The following is a 19,779-nucleotide window of genomic DNA, read 5'->3' as shown; positions in this document are numbered from 1 at the left end:
AACCAAGTGATAGTCGTTCCATCCGCAAGCATCCCCCGGAGCGTTACCCGCCGGTACTCACCAAGTGAGAAATATCCATGATCAACCACTGAGTCGGTGACAAAACCGGGTCCCCATCGGCGAATCCTCCGGAAATTTCCGTCCGGCCTATTGAGTTGCCGGTGATCCGCGCCGTAACGTCCTCGCGTACGACCTGGGCCGATGGTGCGGCCGTGGCGTCAGCGTCGACGCGGACCATTGCGGGCCACCGGGCCACGACCCATGGAAGCCCTGCTGAACTGGGCTTTCGGCAGGCTGGAGTGGTGCTGTGGGAATTGAGGTAACGGTGGAGGGGCTGACGAAATCGTTCGGCTCCCAGACCATTTGGCGGGATGTGACGCTCACTCTTCCCGCGGGCGAGGTCAGCGTCATGCTGGGGCCGTCGGGCACCGGCAAAACGGTGTTCCTCAAGTCGCTGATCGGGCTGATCAAACCCGAGAAGGGGCGCGTCCTGGTGGACGGCGTCGACATGGTCAACGATCCTGACCGCAAGGTCTACCCGGCCCGCCGGATGTTCGGACTGATGTTCCAGGACGGCGCGCTGTTCGGCTCGATGACGCTGTATGACAACATCGCGTTCCCGCTGCGTGAGCACACCCGCCGGACCGAGGCCGAGATCCGCCGCATCGTGCTGGACCGCATGGAGATGGTCGGCCTGGCGGGGGAGGAGCGCAAGCTGCCCGGCCAGCTGTCGGGCGGCATGCGCAAGCGCGCCGGCCTCGCCCGCGCGCTGGTCCTCGACCCGCAGATCATCCTGTGCGACGAGCCCGACTCCGGCCTGGACCCGGTCCGCACCGCGTTCCTGTCCCAGGTGCTCATCGACGTCAACGCCCGGATCGACGCGACCATGCTGATCGTCACCCACAACCTGGAGATCGCCGCGACCGTCCCCGACAACATCGGGATGCTCTACCGCCGCGACCTGGTGGCGTTCGGCCCCCGCGAGGCGCTGCTGACCAGCGAGGAACCCGTGGTCACCCAGTTCCTGCACGGCGACCGGCACGGCCCGATCGGCATGTCGGAGGAGAAGGACGCCGCCACGATGGCCGCCGAGCGGGCCGCCCTGCGCGCCGAGGAACTGGCCGTCGGCGCCACCCGCGTCCGCCGCCGCGTGGAGATCCCGCCGCAACTGCGGCCGTCCGCGGGCGTGCCGCCTCGCCGGGCCGAGGAACGCCACGCCGCCCGCGTCGACGCGATGCTGCACACCCTGCCGCCCGCCGCCCAGCACGCCATCCGCGAGAACCGACGCCACGCGCCGCTCGGCGCCGCCTCCCACCCCCATGGAGACCGCCCATGACCACCCCCCAGGCCGCCGCACCCGGCGCGGGCGCGCTCCGCCAGGTCGGACGGTTGTTCGCGCTGGCCGCGACCGTGCTGGCGATGACGTTCCGCCGCCCCTTCCAGGTCCGCGAGCTGGTCCAGCAGTTCTGGTTCATCGCCTCGGTCGCGATCCTGCCCACCGCGCTGGTGTCGATCCCGTTCGGCGCGGTCATCGCCCTGCAGGTCGGCTCGCTCGCCAAGCAGCTCGGCGCGCAGTCGCTCACCGGCGGCGCCAGCGTGCTGGCCGTCGTCCAGCAGGCCAGCCCCCTGATCGTCGCGCTGCTCATCTCGGGCGCGGCCGGATCGGCGATCTGCGCCGACCTCGGCTCGCGCACCATCCGCGAGGAGATGGCCGCGATGGAGGTCATGGGCGTCTCGCCCGTCCAGCGCCTGGTCGTGCCCCGCGTCCTGGCCTGCACCGCCGTCGCGGTCCTGCTCAACGGCCTGGTCTCGGTCGTCGGCGTCGCGGGCGGCTACTTCTTCAACGTGATGATGCAGGACGGCACCCCCGGCGCGTACCTGGCGTCGTTCTCCGCCCTGGCGCAGCTCCCCGACCTGTACGTGTCGGAGCTGAAGGCGCTGCTGTTCGGCTTCATCGCCGGGGTCGTCGCCTCCTACCGGGGCCTGAACCCCAGCCCCGGCCCCAAGGGTGTCGGCGACGCCGTCAACCAGTCGGTCGTCATCACGTTCCTGCTGCTGTTCTTCGTCAACCTCGTGCTCACGGCGGTCTACCTCCAGGTCGTCCCGCCGAAGGGAGCGTGACGCATGGCCCTGTCCGGTGTGCGCCGAGCGCGCCCGGCCCACCTGGTGTCCTGGCTGGACCAGCCGGGTGACCAGCTCGGCTTCTACGTCCGGGCGCTGCTGTGGACGCCGCGCGCCCTGCGCCGCTACCCGCGCGAGGCGATCCGGCTGCTCAGCGAGGTCGCGTTCGGCTCCGGCGCGCTGGCGGTGATCGGCGGGACGGTCGGCGTCATGTTCGGCATGACGATCTTCACGGGCGTGGTCGTCGGCCTCCAGGGGTACGCGGCCCTCGACCAGATCGGCTCCTCGGCGTTCACCGGCTTCGTGTCGGCGTACTTCAACACCCGCGAGATCGCCCCGCTGGTGTCGGGGCTGGCGCTGTCGGCGACCGTCGGCGCGGGCTTCACCGCGCAGCTCGGCGCGATGCGCATCAACGAGGAGATCGACGCGCTGGAGGGCATGGGCATCCACTCCCTGCCCTACCTGGTCACCACCCGCATCATCGCCGGGACCGTCGCGATCATCCCGCTGTACGGCATCGGCCTGCTCAGCTCCTACCTGGCCTCGCGCCAGGTCACGCTCTGGTTCAACGACCAGTCCGCCGGGACCTACGACCACTACTTCAACATCTTCCTCGCGCCCGAGGACGTGGTGCTGTCGTTCGTCAAGGTCCTGATCTTCAGCGTGATGGTGATCCTGGCGCACTGCTACTACGGCTACCGCGCCGTCGGCGGCCCGGCGGGCGTGGGCGTGGCGGTGGGCCGCGCGGTCCGCACCGCGATCGTGCTGATCAGCGTCACCGACTTCTTCGTCAGCCTGGCGATCTGGGGCGCCACGACCACGGTGAAGGTGACCGGCTGATGGCGCGCGACACCACGATGACCGTCGTCGGCCGGAGGCTGACGGGCGTGGCGTTCCTGCTGGTGCCCGCCCTGCTCATCTGGCTGTCGATCGCGATCTACCAGAAGCGGTTCACCGACGCCGTCATGGTGACGCTGCGCACCGGCACGGCCGGGCACGAGATGCACCGCCAGGCCGACGTGAAGGTGCGCGGCGTGGTGGTCGGCGAGGTCCGCTCCATCACCGCCGACGGCGGCGGGGCCCGCCTGCTGCTGGCCCTGGACCCGGACCAGGTGCGGCTGATCCCGTCCGACGTCACCGCGCAGCTGCTGCCGACGACGGTGTTCGGGGCCCGGTTCGTGTCGCTGGTCCCGCCGCCGAACGGCACCGGCCGCCCGATCGCGCGCCACGCCGTCATCACCGAGGACCGCAGCCAGAACGCCGTCGAGCTGTCGGAGGTCCTCAACAACACGATGCGGCTGCTCAACACCCTCCAGCCCGCCAAGCTGTCGGCGACGCTGAACGCGATGTCCACCGCCCTGCGGGGCAGGGGCGACCAGCTCGGCGCCAACTTCGTGCAGCTGGAGTCCTACCTGCGCAAGCTGAACCCCGAGGTCCCGGCGCTGGCGGAGAACCTCCGGCAGCTCGCGCGCTTCTCCCACGGCCTCGCCGACGCCTCGCCGGACCTGCTGGACGCCCTCACCGACTTCACCGTCACCAGCCGCACCATCGCCGAGCAGCGCCAGGGCCTGGCCGAGCTGTACGAGGCGACCGGCGGCATGGCGGCCGACCTCACCGACTTCCTGCGCCGCAACTCCGGCAACATCATCGAGCTGGCGGAGACGAGCCGCGGCTCGCTGGCGCTGGGCCGCCGGTACGCGCCCGCCGCGCCCTGCCTGTTCCGGACGATGGCCGACTTCGTCCCGAAGATGGACCGGGCCCTCGGCAAGGGCACCGACCGGCCGGGCGTGCACGCCACCGTCGTGACCGTCCCGCACAAGGGCCGCTACCTGCCCGGCCGGGACCGGCCCCGCTACGACGGGGGCGGCGGGCCGCGCTGCCCCAGCGTCCCCTACCTGGCGTCCTCGGGCGGCCGGGTGATCCCGGCGGGCGGCAACCCGGTGCAGGCCGGCGCGACCCCCGGCAGCGGCCTCGGCCCCGCCAACTCCCCGTCCGAGAACGACCTGGTCAACGAGCTGGCGGGCCCCGCCCTCGACGAGGTCCCGCAGTCGTTGCCGGACTGGTCGAGCGTGCTGCTCGGCCCGATCTACCGGGGCGCGGAGGTGAAGGTGAAGTGAGGCTGTCCGGACAGGGCCTGAAGGGCCTGGGGTTCCCCCTGGTCAACTCGGTCGTCTTCATCGTCGTGACGGTGCTGGCCACCGGGCTGCTGGCGGCCGGCATCACCGACACCAGCAGCGGCGACCGCGTCTCCTACTACGCCAAGTTCACCGACGTCGCCGGGCTGCACCCGGGCCACGGCGTGCGCATCGCGGGCGTCCGGGTCGGCCAGGTCGAGGAGATCAGGGTGACGGACCGGCGGCTGGCGCTGGTGCGGTTCTCGGTGGACCGCGACCGGGAGCTGCCCGCCGGGGTCACCGCCTCGGTGCGGTACCTCAACCTGGTCGGCGGGCGCTACGTCGCGCTCGGCCAGGGAGCCGCCACCCCCGGCCAGGCGCTGCGGCGCGGCGGCACCATCCCCGCCGAACGCACCACCGGCCCGCTCAACCTGACCCAGCTGTTCCAGGGCTTCCAGCCCCTCATGCAGGCGCTGTCGCCCGGCGACGCCAACCGCCTGTCGGAGTCGATCGTGAAGGTGCTCCAGGGCGAGGGCGGCACGGTCGAGAGCCTGCTGCGCACCGTCGGCGAGCTGTCGTCCACCATCGCGAGCCGCGACCGGGTGATCGGGCAGGTCATCACCAACCTCAACACCGTGGTGCGGACCGTCAACGCCCGCGACGCCCAGCTCGTCGACATGATCACCACGGTGCGGCGGTTCACCTCCGGGCTGGCCGCCGACCGCCGGCCGATCCTGGACGCGTTCCAGGCGGTCGGCGACCTGGGCGACGCCACCGCCGACCTGCTGCACGTCGGCCGCCGGCCGCTGCGGGACAGCGTCGTCGGGCTGCACCGGCTCAGCGACAACCTCAACCGCGACGAACCGCTGGTCGAGCGGTTCCTGCGGCGCCTGCCGCACAAGACCGAGACGCTCGCCCGCCTCGGCTCCTACGGGTCGTGGATGAACTTCTACCAGTGCGAGGTCAAGTTGATCGGCGTCACCTATGCCGGTTCCGACGTCGACAAGCGTCCGCCGCCCACCGGCCTCCCGCTGAAGGACGCGAGGTGCCGCGGATGAGGGCGCCGAGGCTCAAGCCGGTGCGCGACCGCAACCCGATCGCGGTGGCGCTGGTCGGCCTGCTCGCGCTGCTGCTGCTCGGCGCGGTCGCGTTCCGCGCCGACGAGCTGCCGGTCGTCGGCGGCGGCACCGCCTACACCGCGCACTTCTCCGAGGCCGCCGGGCTCAAGGACGGCCAGGAGGTCCGCGTCGCGGGCGTGAAGGTCGGCAAGGTCACCTCCGTGAGGCTGGCCGGGAACAAGGTCGCGGTCACGTTCCGGGTGAAGGACACCTGGATCGGCGACGCCACCACCGCCACCATCATGATCAAGACGCTGCTCGGGTCGAAGTACCTGGCGCTGGACCCGCTCGGCGCGAACCGGCAGGACCCGCGCAGGCCGATCGGGCTGAACCGCACGGTCGCGCCCTACGACGTCACCACCGCGTTCGAGGACCTCGGCAGGACGTTCGAGCGGCTCGACACCGAGCGGCTGTCGTCGAGCCTGACGACGATCTCCAAGACGTTCGAGAACACCGCCCCGAGCGTGCGGACCGCGCTGACCGGGCTGTCGGCGCTGTCCCGCACGATCGCCTCCCGCGACGCCGAGCTGGCGCAGCTGCTGGCCGGGACCAAGCGGCTGTCGGCCACCCTCGCCGACCAGAACTCCCAGTTCGAGACCCTGTTCAAGGACGGCAACGTGCTGCTGGCCGAGCTGAGCCGCCGCCGCGAGGCGGTGCACGCCCTGCTGGTCGGCACCCGCCGCCTCGCCCAGGAGATCATCGAACTGATCGACGAGCTGGACGGCCCGATCCGGCCCATGCTGGCCTCCCTGGACCAGGTCACCGCCCTGCTGGAACGCAACCAGCGCAACCTGGACCGCGCGCTGCGGGTCGCCGCCCCCTACACCCGCCTGGTCGCCAACGCCACCGGCAACGGCCGCTGGGTGGACGGCTACCTGTGCGGCACCGTCCCCAAGGAGTACCTGGAGAACGGCCGCTGGAAGCCGCCCGTCGTCGGCTGCCGGCCGCCGCACCTGACCGGAGGCCGCTGATGGTGCTCGCCCCGCTGCGCGACAACCGCGCCCGCGTCCTGGAAGCGCTGCTGCTGGTGTTCGTCCTGCTGGTCGCCGTCGGCCTGGTCGCCGTGCTGGCCGGGCCGGCGGGCCGCAAGGTCACCGCCTACTTCACCACCGCGATCGGCGTCTACCCCGGCTCCGACGTCCGCGTGCTGGGCGTGAGGGTCGGCTCCATCGACTCGGTGGAACCGCAGGGCGGCAGGATCAGGGTGGTGATGGACGTGGACCGCGAGGTCGACGTCCCCGCCGACGCCCGCGCCGTCGTCATCGCCCCCAACCTGGTCTCCGACCGCTACGTCCAGCTCGCCCCCGCCTACAACGGCGGCGCGAAGCTGGCGTCCGGCGCGGTCATCGACACCGACCGCACCGCCACCCCCATGGAGCTGGACCAGCTCTACGACGCGGTCCGCAAGTTCACCACCGACCTCGGCCCGCAGGGCGTGAACGCGCGGGGCGCGCTGTCGGAGGTCATCCGCGTCGGCGCGGCCAACCTCGGCGGCAACGGCAGGCTGCTGAACACCACGATCGCCGAGATGGGCAAGGCGTCCACGACGCTCGCCGACTCCAGCGACGACCTGTACGCGACCGTCGGGCACCTCAACCGCTTCAGCGAGATGCTGCGCGCCAACGACGGCCGCATCCGCGAGGCCGAACGCCGCCTCGCCGACGTCAGCGGCTACCTGGCCGCCGACCGCGAGGAACTGGCCGCCGCGCTGGCGAACCTGGCCCGCGCGCTCGGCGAGGTGAAGGAGTTCATCGTCGACAACCGCAGGCTGCTGAAGAAGAACGTCGACAAGCTCGCCGACATCACCCAGGTCCTGGTGGACCAGCGCGCCGCCCTCGCCGAGACCCTCGACAACGCCCCGCTGCTGGCCCAGAACGCCATCAACGCCTACGACCCGGGGACCCGGTCGCTGATGAGCCGCGGCAACCTGCTGGAGATCACCAAGGCGTTCGGCGGCACCTCCCAGCCGGGCGTGGACCCGGTCGCCACCGACACCCGCCCGGTCTGCGCCGCCGCCGGCTCGGCGACCCCGGGGCTGCGCGCCCAGTGCGAGCGGCTGCGCACCTCCGGCCTCACCGCCGCGCCGCCGTCGGCCCCCGACGACGCGCCGCCGCTGCCGCTGCCGCCCGCCGGTTCCCGCTACACCGGCACCGCCCCGAAGGGAGGCCGCTGATGCGCGGGCTCAGAGCCGTCGCCGCCGGACTGGCCGCGCTGCTGGCGGCGGGCTGCTCGTCGGTGTCGCTGGAGGAGATCCCGCTGCCGGGCGGCGCGAAGCTCGGCGACCACCCGTACACGGTGAAGGTGCAGTTCGAGGACGCGCTGAACCTCGTCCCGCAGGCCGCCGTCCGCGTCAACGACGTCCCGGTGGGCCGCGTGCAGAAGGTGTCGCTGCCCCGCGACTCCTGGAACGCCGAGGTCACCCTCCTCATCAACGGCGACGTCAGGCTCCCCGCCAACGCCGTCGCGAACCTGGAGCAGTCCAGCCTGCTGGGGGAGAAGTACATCCGCCTCGCGGCCCCCGCCGCCAACCCCGCCGCCGAGCGCCTCGCCGACGGCGCGACCATCCCCCTGGCGCGCACCACCCGCAACGCCGACACCGAGGAGGTGTTCGGCGCGCTGTCGATGCTGCTGTCCGGCGGCGGCCTGCCGCAGATCCGCACCATCAACCAGGAGCTGAACAAGGCCCTCAACGGCCGCGAGGACAAGGTCCGCCAGTCGCTGCGGAACCTGAGCCACCTGACCGGCACCCTCAACCGCAACCGCCGGTCGATCGTGGACGCCCTCGACGGCCTCAACCGCCTGTCCTCCACCGTCGCGGCCCGGCGCGGCCAGGTCGACACCGTCCTCACCGACCTGTCGCCCGGCCTGAAGGTGCTGGAGGACCAGCGCGGCCGGCTCGTGCGGATGCTGCGCCGCCTGGAGGAGCTGTCCGACATCGCGGTGCGGACGATCCGCGCGAGCCAGGACGACACGGTCGCCAACTTCCGCGACCTGGCGGTCATCCTGCGCAAGCTGTCCGACGCCGGGCGGGACCTGCCGCGCTCGCTGGAGGTGCTGCTGACGTACCCGTTCACCGACGAGGTGCTGAAGGGCGTCAAGGGCGACTACCTCAACGGCTACCTGACGGTGGTCGCGTCCAGGGGCAACGACTGCGTGATCCCGCCGGTCAAGCCGGGCAACCCGAAGGAGGACCTGAAGAGGCTCAGCGTCAAGGCGCTCCCTCCGCAGGGACCGCTGCCGGTGCCCTGCCCGTCGGTCAGCAACCCCTCGACACCGACCCCCACGCCGACGGCCACCACCCCGACCACGCCGGCGGACCCCCGGGCCCCCGTCCGGGACGACCGCCCGGCGCTGCCCCTGCCCACGATCGACGAGGGGAACTGAGATGCTGACCTTCGCGATCCGCACCAAGATCGTCGTGTTCGTGGTCCTCGCGGTCGCCGTGCTCGGCTACCTCGGGTCCGCCTACGCCGACCTCGGCCGCTACGTCGGGATGCGCGGCCACTACGTGGTCCGCCTCGACCTGCCCGCGACCGGCGGCCTGTTCCAGGGGTCGGCCGTCTCCTACCGGGGCGTCACGGTCGGCAAGGTCGGCCGGCTCGACCTCACCCGCGACGGCGTCCGGGCCGAACTGCGGATCGAGGACGACGCGCCGCGCATCCCGAGCGCGCTCCAGGCGGTCGTCGCCAACCGCTCGGCGGTCGGCGAGCAGTACGTGGACCTGCGGCCCGCGTCCGACTCCCGGCCCTACCTGGAGCACGGCTCCCAGATCCCGCGCAGCGCGACCACGATCCCCCAGCCGGTCCACGTGACCCTCAAGAGCGTCAACGACCTGGCCGCCTCGCTGCCGCTGAACGACCTGCGCACGCTCGTCGACGAGCTGGGCCAGGCCTTCGCCGGGCAGGGACCGCACCTGCAGACGCTCCTGGACACCAGCAGCCGGTTCGTGGCGGCGTCCGACGCGAGCTTCCCCGAGACCCGGAGCCTCATCCACAACGGCACGGTCGTGCTGCGGACGCAGAACGAGGAGATGGGCTCGTTCAAGGCGTTCGCCGCCAACTCCAGGCTGCTGGCGCGGACGCTGCGCTCGGCCGACGGCGACATCCGGAAGATCATCGCGGACGGTCCGGGGGCCGCCCGCGAGGTCCGCGACCTGATCCGCGAGCTCGACCCGGGACTGCCGGAGCTGCTGGCCAACCTGATCACCGTCGCCCGCCTCACCGACGCGCGCCTGGACGGGCTGGGGGACCTGTTCGCCAACCTGCCGCAGGCCGCCGCGATCGGCCCGGCGATCGTCCAGGACGGGCGGCTGCGGCTCGGCCTGGTCAACACGTTCTTCAACCCGCAGCCCTGCACCCGCGGCTACGGCCGCACCCCGTACCGCAACGGCCTGGACACCTCGCCCGCCCGGGGCCTCAACGCCGACGCGCGCTGCACCGAGGCCCCCGGCACCGGGATCAACGTGCGCGGCGCGGCCAACGCCCCGCGCGGCGGTGTCCCGGCCCCGGCGCGGCCCGGCACGCTCCGCGACGATCCCCGGGTCCGCGAGCTGCTGGGGGCCGCCGGCCTGCCGGTCCTCGGCCAACCGGCCGCCACGGACCTGCGCGGCCTGCTCGGCCTGGGCGGTGCCCGATGATCCGCAACCTCTGGTCGGTCCGCTGGCTGCGCCCGCTGGGGTTCGCGCTGTGCGTCCCGGCCGCCGCCCACCTGGCGTTCTCCTGCTGGTCGCTGGCCCAGTCGGGCCGGGGCGCCGACCACGACCTGGCCGCCGAGCGCGACGAGCTGGCGCGCACGGCCGTCCGGCAGATGACGATGTTCAACAGCATCGACCCCAAGCGCGCCGACCTGGACATGGGCCAGTGGATGGAGGAGGCCACCGGCCCGTTCCGGGAGGTGCTGCAACGCGACATGACGACGGCGCGGGCCAGGTTCGCCAAGCAGGACAGCCCCGCGCGCGGGCAGGTGACGGCCCTGGCCGTCACCGACCTGAACGCGAAGGCGGGCACCGCGACGGTCATCGCCTCCGTGCGCGTCCGGATCGGGGAGCCCGGCGCCGCCACGCCCGAGAGCGAGCAGCGCAAGCGCTACCAGGTCGAGATGCGGCGCGTCGCGGGCGGCTGGAAGGTCAACACCCTGACCGCCCTCAACCCAGCGGGCCCGGCGACCGGGGGGAGCGTCCCGTGAGCGTGACCGAGCACGGCAGGCGGACGCCCCGCGTCCGCGTCCCGAAGAAGGCCCCGCGCCCCCCGCTGTGGCGCAGGTGGCTGCTCCTGCTGTGGCCGCTGGCCCTCGCCGCCGCCCTCGCCCTCACCGGCCTGGCCGTCGGCGCGTGGGCCGAGCGCCGCGAGGCGGGCTCACCGGCCGTCAACCGGGCCCTCGTCGACAGGTCCGGCGACGCCGAGCTGATCAGGGAGCTGTCCGCCTCGATCGCCCAGATCTTCACCTACAGCCACGGCGACCCGGCCGCGACCGAACGCGCGGCGTCCCGCGTCCTGACCGGCACCGCGGCCGCCCAGTACCGGACCCTGTTCGGCCAGGTCAGGCAGAGCGCGCCGACCCAGCGGCTGTCGCTGACCACCAGGGTGACGCGGGCCGGGGTCGTCCGGCGGACCGCCGACGGCGCCGCGGTCCTGATCGTGTTCCTCGACCAGACGGCCACCCGGGCGGGCCGGCCGACCGGACCGCCGGTCGCCGCCCAGCTCGTCGTGACCGCACGCGACGACGACGGCTGGCGGATCAGCGACCTCCGGGCCGCCTGACGACAAGGATGGAACCCAGGTGAGCGATACCAAGACCGCCGAGAAGTCCGAACCGGAGACCTCGGAGCCGGAGGCGAAGGACACCGGGCGGCCCGCCGGGAAGGAACCCGGGGCCACGCCCGAGGAGCCGCCCAAGGACCGGCCCACGGGCCCGTCCCTCCGCAAGGACCCCCTGGTCAGGGTGGCCGTCGCGCTGGCCGCGGCCGCCGCGGTCGCGGCGGCCTGGTTCGGCTGGTCGTACCACGCGGCCTCCGGCGACGACGGGCTCGCGTTCGCCCGCCAGCGCGACGAGGCGCTGCGCGCCGCCGAGCAGGCGGTCGTGAACCTCAACACCCTGGACCATCGCAACGCCGACGCCGGGCTGAAGATCTGGCAGGACTCGACGACCGCCGATCTCTACGACCAGATCGTGCAGGGCCGCGACCGCCTCAAGCAGGACGTGGAGAAGGCGAGGACGACGAGCACCGCCACGATCCTCGAATCGGGCCTCACCGAGCTGGACGCCCACGCGGGCAAGGCGAGCGTGGCCGTCGCCGTCCGGATCACCATCACCGCCGCCGACGGCAGGCCCGCGATCCAGACCCGCCGCCTGACCGGGCAGCTCACCCGCACCGCGGCGGGCTGGAAGCTGTCGTCGCTGGGCCAGGCCCCCTCCGGGGCGACGGGCTGAACAGGGGGACGACGATGAAAAAGAAGATCACCCGGATCCGCCTGGTGGCGTTCCTCGGAGCCCTGACCGTCGCCCTCGGCGGAACGGCGGCCTGGTCGGCGGCGCGGGCGGGCGACCTGACCGGCAGCCCGTCGGCGCGGAACGGCGCGCTCAGCGACAACGCCCGCACCAGCGAGGTCAAGGGCCAGATCACCAACGCGGTGAACACGGCGTTCTCCTACAACTACGCCGATGTGGCCAAGACCGAGAAGGCCGCCCAGGAGCTGCTGACCGGCAAGGCGGTCCAGCAGTACAACCAGATGTTCGCCCTGGTCCGGCAGCAGGCGCCGCAGCAGAGGCAGATCCTCACCACCACGGTCACCGAGTCGGCCGTGAAGACCCTGTCCAGGGACCGGGCCCGCCTCCTGATCTTCGCCGACCAGCGCAACACCCGCACCGACAAGGGAAAGACCGCGTATTCGGCGGCCGTCTTCGCGGTGGACGCGATCCTCGTCGGCGGCAAATGGAAGATCACCGAAATCGACACCCTCGGAAACGCACAGTGAACGGAAAGGTCCGGGAATGCGCAAGTCGATCCGGAGCCCGTTCACAGCCGCCGCCCCGACCGGTGTGGCCGTCACCTCCTGCACTCCGTCCAATGCCGTCTCGGTCGCCGAATCCGGCTCAGGCCTTTCTCCCGTCGATCTGGCGGTCATCAACGGAATCACATTCGCGACGCCCGCCAACGCGAACGGCCGGCGGTCGCGAGCCTGGACGAGGGGTGCGGCCCGACGCTGCTGAGCCCGGCGACAAGCGCTCCGTGACGGGCGGGTGCAAGGTTTCACCGAAACGGACGGTGACCAGTCCTCGGCGTGGTGGTGATCCATGACAAGGAGCGGTCGGCATTTGTCTTCCGATGACAGTCAGGCGAAGATCAAAAGCTAATCGAATGACAAAAACGAGCATGCTTGAAAAATGGCGGAAATTGCCCTGTCCACACCATTGATCTGATGTGACCGACAGCATATCGTCCGTCTAGACGACACGGCGGGACAGGGTGGTCCTGGAGCCGGAAGAACCCGCTGGGACGCTTTCGGCGAGGTCCCGTCACACCCCCAGACTTCGGAGGAGTCGCCCCTGCTCGAATCGCACGGTCAGTGTCCCTACTAGTCACAGAAACCACCCCGGGAAGGGAAACAGAACTGACATGCGAAAGCTGACCCGTAACGTTCTCACCGCCGGTGCCGCCACCGTCGTCGCGCTCGGCGTCACCAGCACCCCCGCCTGGGCCGCCACCTGGACCGTCAGCGGCGGTACCAGCATCAGCGGCGCCAACACCACCAGCCTCATCGCCAAGGACACGGCCACCGGGGCGACCGTCAACTGCTCCAAGTCGACCGCCTCGGGCACGGCCGTGAACGGGACCGGTCTGTCCGGGACGGGCCTGGCCTCGCTCAACAGCGTCGCGTTCTCCACGCCGACCAACCCGAACGGCTGGTGCAGCGGCCCCGCCGGCATCGTCGTGCAGGTGACGGCGACCGGTCTGCCGTGGAAGTTCAACGGCACCAGCTACTCGGCGGGCGTGACCACCGGCACGCTCACCGGCGTCAAGGCCACGATCCACGGCAGCGACGAATGTGACGCCACCATCACCGGGCCCAGCGGCGGCCCCGGCACGATCAGCGGCACCTACACCAACTCCACCGGCGTGCTCTCGGTGAGCGGCGGCAACCTGCGGGTCGCCACCGTGGACGCCGACTGCGACCCCACCCTGATCAACGCCGGCGACCCGATCACGCTGTCCGGCAAGTACAAGATCAGCCCGATCCTCACCGTCACCAGCCCGTGATCCGCGGGGGACCCACCCCCTGACCTGGACCGCCCCGCTCCCGCGCGGGGTGGTCCCCACGGCCGTAAAGGAAACGACTGCCATGCGATGGACGCCTCGCCGCGCCGGTTGGACGGCGGTGGTCACCGGAAGCGTGACCCTCGCCGGCCTGGCCGCCGGTATCCCGCCCGCTCTCGCGGACATCGGGGCGGACGTGCCGTACCTGTGCATCACCCCGGTCGGCACGCACCGGATCGGCGTCGAGGTGGCGGCGGCGAAGGCGGGGCCCGGCCGGACCGGTCAGCAGATCAGGATCGGCGACGTGGCGGTGGCGCTCACGGTCCCCGGCGACGCGGTGCGGGACTTCCTGGGGGAGACGGCGGGCGAGGCCCCCGCGGGCGCCGTGGGCGTCCCGGTCTCCGGAACGGCCCTTCTCGGCGTGAGCGTCGTGCAGGGCGCGCGCTCCGCCGACCTGTCCTGGCCGCCCTTCGCCGTCTCGGGCGACCGGCTCTCCCCGGAGGGGGACGGGGGGAGGCAGCGGCCGGTGAAGATGACCGGAAAGGTGAAGGCCCCGTCGCTCGTCCCGGGCTCCCCGGGGACCGTGACGCTGGCCGCGGGCGAGCTGGTCCTCTCCCTCACGGACGGCGGAACGGCGGGCCGGCGCCAGGCGATCCGCTGCGCCCCGGAGAAGCCCGTGACGCTCGGTCGGATCCTCGTCCGCGCGGACGCGGCCCCGTCGCCACGCCGTTCCCCGCGGGCCGGTGAGAACACGACCCCCGCGGCCGACGTGGACTGCCGGGAGATCCCCGCCCCCGGGACGGACCCGGACCACGCGCTCAACGAGCACCCGTACCTGTGGGAGGTGTTCAGGAAGCCACCTCCGCCACCGGGCAGGTGGGAGACGTTCGACGCGCCGCGCAACCTTCCGTACTGCATCAGGGCGGCGGGGTTCGCCAACGTCCGGAAGCTGGGCGCCGCCACCCCCATCGGCGCGCAGACCCTGCTCAGGCGCGGCGTCAAGGGGATGCGGAACGCCGACCCCGAGCGGTCCGTCAACTACTCCGAGCAGTACAGCTACTTCACGACCCACGCGGTCCCCTCCACCGCCTCGATGCTCGGCTTCGGGTTCATGCCCACCCGGGCGGTCGCCCACGTGGAGCAGGTCCGGCCGCCGGGCCGGGACGCGAACGGGCGCCCGTACCCCGTCACCGGCAACCTCCGTAACGCGGTGGCGACCAACGGCCAGATCGGAAGCCCGCGCGACGACGAGGCGTGGGGCAGGTCCTACGTCGCCATGCGCGTCGGTGACGTGGACGTCAACGGCGTACGGCTCCCGCTCGGCACGAAATGCGGAACGGGACCGACACCGCTGAAGATCTACTCCTTCCTGGGCAACGTCCGGACGGGCCGGGTCTTCATCACCTCGGGAAGCACCTTCACCGGAGAGGTCACGGTTCCCGACTTCACCGGATGCGGCGTGGGGGAGGACCTCAGCCCGCTGCTCACCGCCAGCATCTCCGGGAGCGGCAACCAGGTGCGCCTGGAGACCGGACGCTGGTGCAGCGCCCGCAACCCGCAGCTGTGCGGCGAGGCGGACGAGCCGCAGACCCTGACCATCAGCCCCGGCGGCAGGTCAACCATCACCGCGAAGTCGTTCGCCATCTCCTCGGCCGACATGACCAGCAGCATCACGTGCGACTCCTGGAGCCTGAGGCCCGCCTTCAAGGCGGGACGCTGGCAGCAGCGCTTCTTCTTCGCCACGGCGAAGGGGGCGAGCTTCCAGGGCTGCAAACTGACGACCCCTTCGGGGGAGACCCCCGTGAAGGTCTCCTCGGACTCGACCGTCAACGTCAGCGTCAACAACGTCATGACCGACGGGACGATGTCCGTCCGGTTCGGCGGGCTCGTCATCAGCGCCGTCGCGACCGTCGACGGCAGGCGCTGCGAACTGCGGTTCGGCAACGAGCCCAACTTCGAGGACACCGAGACCGAGCGCCCGATGGAGGTCTTCGGCAGCTATCTCGCGAGTTCGCCGAAGGACATCCAGGGCGTCGTCTTCGCCGGCTCCGGCAACATCGGCATCACGCCGAGGACCGACTGCCCGTCCGGGGTTCCGGGCTTCGGCCCGGAGGACTACCTGCCGGCCACGAGCGGGGACCTCGAAATGAGCCCGCCACAGAAGATCACCAGCCCCTAGCGGTGGATGTCACCTTCGTCCGAGCCTCACGCGGGGATGAGCCGGATTCTCTGTCCAGATGTCACGTCTCCGCCGGAGACGTGAGCAGTGAGCTGAAAGGGAAAACCGTGAAGAAAATCTCCCAGGCCGGATGGGCCGCGCGAACCCTCGTACCCGCGGCAGGGGTCGCCCTGGCGCTGACGGGCGCCACCGCCGCGCAGGCCGCCCCGGCGAAGCCCGCCGCGCCCGTGCAGCGGGCCGCCGATCCGGTGCCGGCGTTCGACTTCAAGGACTGTCCGACGCTGCCCACCAAGTACGCCAGACTCGGCTCGACCTGCTTCGAGGTCGTGGTGACCAGCGGGCAGTTCAAGCTCGGCAAGTTCGACCAGCAGCTCACCTCGCCGGTCCGGATGACCTTCGCCAACGCGCTCGACCCCGAGACCGACACCTACACGGCCATCTTCGGCAAGATGCACTCCGAGAAGATGGTGGTGCGGCCCGGCATCTTCGGTGACCCGATCCTGACGGCCGTGTACGCCAAGCCCGAGTACGCGGGCGTCTTCGACCAGCCGACCGGGCTCGGGTTCCCGATCAAGCTGGGCCTCCAGATCCGCCTGACCAACCCGTTCCTGGGCGGCGCCTGCCTGATCGGCAGCAGCACCAACCCGATCGTGCTGAACCTGACGACCGGCACGACCGCCCCGCCGGCGCCGACCCCGCCGATCACCGGCAAGACGCCGACGATCATCCAGCGGGACCCCTTCGTGATCCGTTCGGCGACGCACGTGGACAACACCTTCGCGGTGCCGGGCGCCAAGGGCTGCGCCCTCAACGTGGGCCTGGTCAACCACATCGTGAACGGCCAGGCCGGGGTGCCCGCCGCGGCGGGCCAGAGCCAGATGGTGTTCAACGAGTACATCGGCCAGATGCCCTACACCAGGCTGCCGTAGGACACCGCCGTCACGGGCCGCGCCCCGCCTTCGCGGGCGCGGCCCGTTCCTGCCCGGAAGGGCCGGTCACGGCGCCGGGTCCGCGGGCTCCTGAGCCGGGCCGTGCTCGCGAAGGACCACCCGCGGGCACGGCCCACCCCGATCCGCTCCCGGGGCGTTCGGCCTGACCGTCCCCATCCCCGGCGGGGCTCCCGTCACGCGCGGCGTGACGGGACGCCGGCTACTTCCACTTGCGGTCGTAGACCGGGGTGTACTTCTTGTCGCACGTGGAGCCCCAGACGGTGCCCTTCACGCACGCCCTGACCTTGATCGACCGGGGCGTCCCCTTCCACCAGTAGACCTTCGTCTTCTTGTGGGCCCCGCTGATGTTGAAGGAGTTCTCGACGCCCTCCCAGGTCTTCCAGGTGACGATCGCGACGGGGTGGCGCTTGTCGCTCGCGGTGTCGGTGAGCTCGTAGCGGATCTGGAGCTGCTTCTCGCCCATCTCCCAGCGCGTGCGGTACTTCCACTTGACGGCGGCGCCGCGGACCGGCTTCTTGATCTTGCCGGTCTTCCACTTGGTCCAGCCGTCGGCCGCGGCCGGGACCGGGGCCTGGGCCGGGACGGGGGCCGCGGCCTGGGCCGGGGCGGCGGTGGCGAGCGACGCCGCGGCGAACAGGCCGGCGGCGGAGAGGGTGAGCGTTCGACGCATGAAGGTGTTCTCTTCTCGAAGGGCCGGGAAGCGTGCGGCCGGCGACCGCACCGCCGAGGATTCTGGCTCCCGCGACGGACGCCGGACCAGAGCCCACGGGGCCATCTCCGCCCACCGCGACTGGCCTCCAGGCACCATCCCGGCCGGTGGGACCCTGTGATGTAACGCGTGGAGCCGCCCGTGCCAGGAAGTGCAAACGGCACAGGGCGGGAGGCCACTGGATGGGAGAGACGAAGCCGTCCCCGGACGCGGATCCGGAGGACGTCACCGCGATCGGGCGCGATCCGGCGGCGCTGGAGGTGTTCTACCGGCGGCACGTCGCGGACGTGACCCGCTTCGTGGCGCGCCGGGTCGCCGACCCGCATACGGTCGACGATCTGACCACCGAGGTGTTCCTGGCCGCGATCGACGCGGCCGAGCGGTACCGGACCGGCAGGGGGAGCCCGCGGGCGTGGCTGCTGGGCATCGCCCGGAACGTGGTGGCCGCCGAGTGGCGGCGCCACGCCGGTGAGCTCGACAAGGCACGGCGGGCCGGTGGCCGCCGTCATCTGGACGGTGACGACATCGCCCGGCTGGAGGAGCAGATCGACGCCGAGCGGGCGGCCCGGACGCTCCACGCGCGGCTGGCCGTGCTGCCGCGACGGCTGCGCGGTGTCGTCGAGCTCGTCGACCTGGACGGCCTGACGCCGGCCGAGGCGGCCGCGGCGCTGGGCGTCCGCGACAGCACCGCCCGGGTCCGGCTGCACCGGGCCCGGAAGCGGCTGAAGGACGCCTCCCCGCAGGACCGGGCGGAACCCGCCCGGCCGACCACCGACCTGCCGTCCCCCGTGATGAAGGGAGCCTCCCCATGAGCAGCACCTCCACCGACGACGCCCCGCTCGCGGGTTACCAGGAACGGCGGCTGGCCGAGCTGACCGCGGCGGTCGTCGCCGGGACGGAACGGGGCGCGCGCGCGTCGGCGGTCCGGACGCCGCGCCGCGCGGGGCGGGCCCGTCGGCGGTCGGTGTGGGCCGCCGCCGGGGTGGCGTGCGCGACCGCCGCCGGGGTGCTGGCCTGGCCGGGAGGCACCCAGCCCGCCTACGCGGTGACCCGGGACGCGTCCGGCCTGGTCACCGTCAAGGTCACCGAAGAGATCCTGAACTCGCGGAACGCCGACGCGCTCTCGCGCGAGCTGCGCTCGCTGGGCGTCCCGGCGGTCGTGTTCTCCATCCCGGAGGGTCAGGTGTGCCCGCAGCCCCATGCAAGGACGGTGACCCTGCCGCCCAACGTGTACGACATGCCGGGCGGCCTCTACACCCTGCCGAGGGACCTGCCACGGCCGGACGGGGGCTGGCAGATGACGATCGACCCGGGCCGGTTCAGGCCCGGCCAGTTCATGGTCTGGACGCTGACCACCAGCGGCATGTTCGACCAGGACCGCCGACGTGTCGGCTCCGCGACCTCCACCGGCACCTTCCTGGTCACCGGACGGGTCGTTCCGTGCCGTTACCGGCCGGCGCCGCGGAAGCAGCCTCCGCCGGCCGCCCCGAAGGACGGAAAGGGGGACGGCGCGGTGATGCTCATGGACAGCGGCGGTTACGTCGCCTTCGCGAACGGCCGCTGACGGGCCGGGGCGTTCGTCTGCCAGAGTGCGGTGACGCTTGGCCGCGACCGGGATCGAAGGGACACGATGAACGGCTTCACCGCATTCCACGAACGCTACGCCCGTGTCGTCGAGCGGCTCGTGCGGAGCCCGCTCGTCTCCGTCACCCATCGGGCGTCCGGCGCGGGGGTACGGGGAGGGGCCGGGGCCGACGTCGTGTTCGCGGAGCTGGCCAAGGATTCCGACGTCCACCTGGACGACGCCTTCCGTGCCCTCTACTTCGCGCCCGCCGAACTGCACGTCGCCTGGCGGCTGACGGCGGACACGACGACCGGCGGCGAGTTCTGCCTCCAGAACATCGCGCGGTGGTCGGCGGACGGCTGGGGCCCCGACGACTGGACGCTCTCCGGCGAGGAGAGCGACCGGCTGGGCGAGCTCAGCGTCATCGACTACGAGCCGCGCTCGGGCTCGGGGTCGGTCACCGGGATCTCCCTGGACGACGGGGAACGCCCGCTGTCCGTCGGGGCGGACGCGGAGATCTGGTACTTCGACGCCGGTGAGCACCGGCTCGAACGGCTGGACGTCGACTACGCCGGTTACCTCGAAGGGGTACTGCTCACCGTGGGCGCCCACGGATGGCAGTACCTCTTCGCGGACGTGAACCTGCGGCGCGAGGTGAACCCCCACACCGTCGCGGACCTGGAGCGGATGCTCGGCGCCCTTCCGGAGATCCTGCCCGGACACGACCACGAGCCGCTGCGCCGGCGCTTCGACGCCCGCTGCTGAGCGAC

At 72.0% G+C, this 19,779-nt stretch carries 20 protein-coding genes; 19 read left to right on the top strand and 1 reads right to left on the bottom strand.

What is annotated here, in order from left to right; genetic code table 11:
* Window positions 1-373: 373 nt before the first annotated feature.
* The 16 genes from HNR61_RS13915 (at window position 374) to HNR61_RS13840 (ending at window position 16,715) form a co-directional block, all read left to right on the top strand.
* The gene (locus HNR61_RS13915) at window positions 374-1,336 is read left to right on the top strand and encodes an ABC transporter ATP-binding protein (protein WP_376770254.1); all 963 of its coding nucleotides are present in this window, start codon (window positions 374-376) and stop codon (window positions 1,334-1,336) included.
* The gene (locus HNR61_RS13910) at window positions 1,333-2,121 is read left to right on the top strand and encodes an MlaE family ABC transporter permease (RefSeq protein WP_067826204.1); all 789 of its coding nucleotides are present in this window, start codon (window positions 1,333-1,335) and stop codon (window positions 2,119-2,121) included. The genes HNR61_RS13915 and HNR61_RS13910 overlap by 4 nt, the downstream gene beginning before the upstream one ends.
* A 3-nt stretch (window positions 2,122-2,124) precedes the next feature.
* Entirely contained in the window at window positions 2,125-2,961 is an 837-nt protein-coding gene (locus tag HNR61_RS13905; protein WP_067826209.1) for an MlaE family ABC transporter permease, read from the top strand.
* Entirely contained in the window at window positions 2,961-4,238 is a 1,278-nt protein-coding gene (locus HNR61_RS13900) for an MCE family protein (protein ID WP_182843547.1), read from the top strand. The genes HNR61_RS13905 and HNR61_RS13900 overlap by 1 nt, the downstream gene beginning before the upstream one ends.
* On the top strand, window positions 4,235-5,293 hold the full coding sequence (locus tag HNR61_RS13895) for an MCE family protein (protein ID WP_182843546.1): 1,059 nt from the start codon (window positions 4,235-4,237) through the stop codon (window positions 5,291-5,293). The genes HNR61_RS13900 and HNR61_RS13895 overlap by 4 nt, the downstream gene beginning before the upstream one ends.
* The gene (locus HNR61_RS13890; RefSeq protein WP_067826237.1) at window positions 5,290-6,324 is read left to right on the top strand and encodes an MCE family protein; all 1,035 of its coding nucleotides are present in this window, start codon (window positions 5,290-5,292) and stop codon (window positions 6,322-6,324) included. The genes HNR61_RS13895 and HNR61_RS13890 overlap by 4 nt, the downstream gene beginning before the upstream one ends.
* Complete coding sequence (locus tag HNR61_RS13885; protein ID WP_182843545.1) at window positions 6,324-7,526, top strand: MCE family protein; 1,203 nt, start codon at window positions 6,324-6,326, stop codon at window positions 7,524-7,526. Before HNR61_RS13890 ends, HNR61_RS13885 begins: the two co-directional genes overlap by 1 nt.
* Window positions 7,526-8,737: an MCE family protein gene (locus HNR61_RS13880; protein ID WP_182843544.1), complete on the top strand. Its 1,212-nt coding sequence runs from the start codon at window positions 7,526-7,528 to the stop codon at window positions 8,735-8,737. Before HNR61_RS13885 ends, HNR61_RS13880 begins: the two co-directional genes overlap by 1 nt.
* Window position 8,738: 1 nt before the next feature.
* Window positions 8,739-9,989 (top strand): MCE family protein, encoded by a 1,251-nt coding sequence (locus tag HNR61_RS13875; RefSeq protein ID WP_182843543.1) that lies wholly within the window; start codon window positions 8,739-8,741, stop codon window positions 9,987-9,989.
* Window positions 9,986-10,537 carry a hypothetical protein gene (locus HNR61_RS13870; protein ID WP_182843542.1) on the top strand — a complete coding sequence of 184 codons (552 nt, stop codon included), beginning with the start codon at window positions 9,986-9,988 and terminating at the stop codon, window positions 10,535-10,537. Before HNR61_RS13875 ends, HNR61_RS13870 begins: the two co-directional genes overlap by 4 nt.
* Window positions 10,534-11,112 carry a hypothetical protein gene (locus HNR61_RS13865; RefSeq protein WP_182843541.1) on the top strand — a complete coding sequence of 193 codons (579 nt, stop codon included), beginning with the start codon at window positions 10,534-10,536 and terminating at the stop codon, window positions 11,110-11,112. Before HNR61_RS13870 ends, HNR61_RS13865 begins: the two co-directional genes overlap by 4 nt.
* A 19-nt stretch (window positions 11,113-11,131) precedes the next feature.
* Window positions 11,132-11,782 (top strand): hypothetical protein, encoded by a 651-nt coding sequence (locus tag HNR61_RS13860; protein ID WP_220509306.1) that lies wholly within the window; start codon window positions 11,132-11,134, stop codon window positions 11,780-11,782.
* Between the two features lie 14 nt (window positions 11,783-11,796).
* Entirely contained in the window at window positions 11,797-12,327 is a 531-nt protein-coding gene (locus tag HNR61_RS13855; RefSeq protein ID WP_182843540.1) for a hypothetical protein, read from the top strand.
* Between the two features lie 641 nt (window positions 12,328-12,968).
* Complete coding sequence (locus tag HNR61_RS13850) at window positions 12,969-13,610, top strand: hypothetical protein (RefSeq protein WP_182843539.1); 642 nt, start codon at window positions 12,969-12,971, stop codon at window positions 13,608-13,610.
* 82 nt (window positions 13,611-13,692) lie between these two features.
* The gene (locus tag HNR61_RS13845; RefSeq protein WP_182843538.1) at window positions 13,693-15,786 is read left to right on the top strand and encodes a hypothetical protein; all 2,094 of its coding nucleotides are present in this window, start codon (window positions 13,693-13,695) and stop codon (window positions 15,784-15,786) included.
* Window positions 15,787-15,893: 107 nt separating this feature from the next.
* Window positions 15,894-16,715, top strand: a complete 822-nt coding sequence (locus tag HNR61_RS13840; RefSeq protein ID WP_182843537.1) for a hypothetical protein — start codon at window positions 15,894-15,896, stop codon at window positions 16,713-16,715.
* Between the two features lie 220 nt (window positions 16,716-16,935).
* Here HNR61_RS13840 and HNR61_RS13835 read toward each other — a convergent pair whose 3' ends face one another.
* Window positions 16,936-17,406, bottom strand: a complete 471-nt coding sequence (locus tag HNR61_RS13835) for a hypothetical protein (protein WP_182843536.1) — start codon at window positions 17,404-17,406, stop codon at window positions 16,936-16,938.
* A gap of 221 nt (window positions 17,407-17,627) precedes the next feature.
* On the opposite strand from HNR61_RS13835, the gene HNR61_RS13830 reads away from it, so the two are divergent.
* The 3 genes from HNR61_RS13830 (at window position 17,628) to HNR61_RS13820 (ending at window position 19,774) form a co-directional block, all read left to right on the top strand.
* Window positions 17,628-18,257, top strand: a complete 630-nt coding sequence (locus HNR61_RS13830) for an RNA polymerase sigma factor (protein WP_182843535.1) — start codon at window positions 17,628-17,630, stop codon at window positions 18,255-18,257.
* Window positions 18,254-19,009 (top strand): hypothetical protein, encoded by a 756-nt coding sequence (locus tag HNR61_RS13825; RefSeq protein WP_182843534.1) that lies wholly within the window; start codon window positions 18,254-18,256, stop codon window positions 19,007-19,009. The genes HNR61_RS13830 and HNR61_RS13825 overlap by 4 nt, the downstream gene beginning before the upstream one ends.
* Window positions 19,010-19,075: 66 nt before the next feature.
* Window positions 19,076-19,774, top strand: a complete 699-nt coding sequence (locus HNR61_RS13820; RefSeq protein ID WP_182843533.1) for a hypothetical protein — start codon at window positions 19,076-19,078, stop codon at window positions 19,772-19,774.
* Window positions 19,775-19,779 lie beyond the last annotated feature (5 nt).

Source organism: Actinomadura kijaniata (assembly GCF_014138665.1).
Classification (GTDB): Bacteria; Actinomycetota; Actinomycetes; order Streptosporangiales; family Streptosporangiaceae; genus Spirillospora; species Spirillospora kijaniata.
This window is presented reverse-complemented; position numbering and strand designations above follow the sequence as displayed.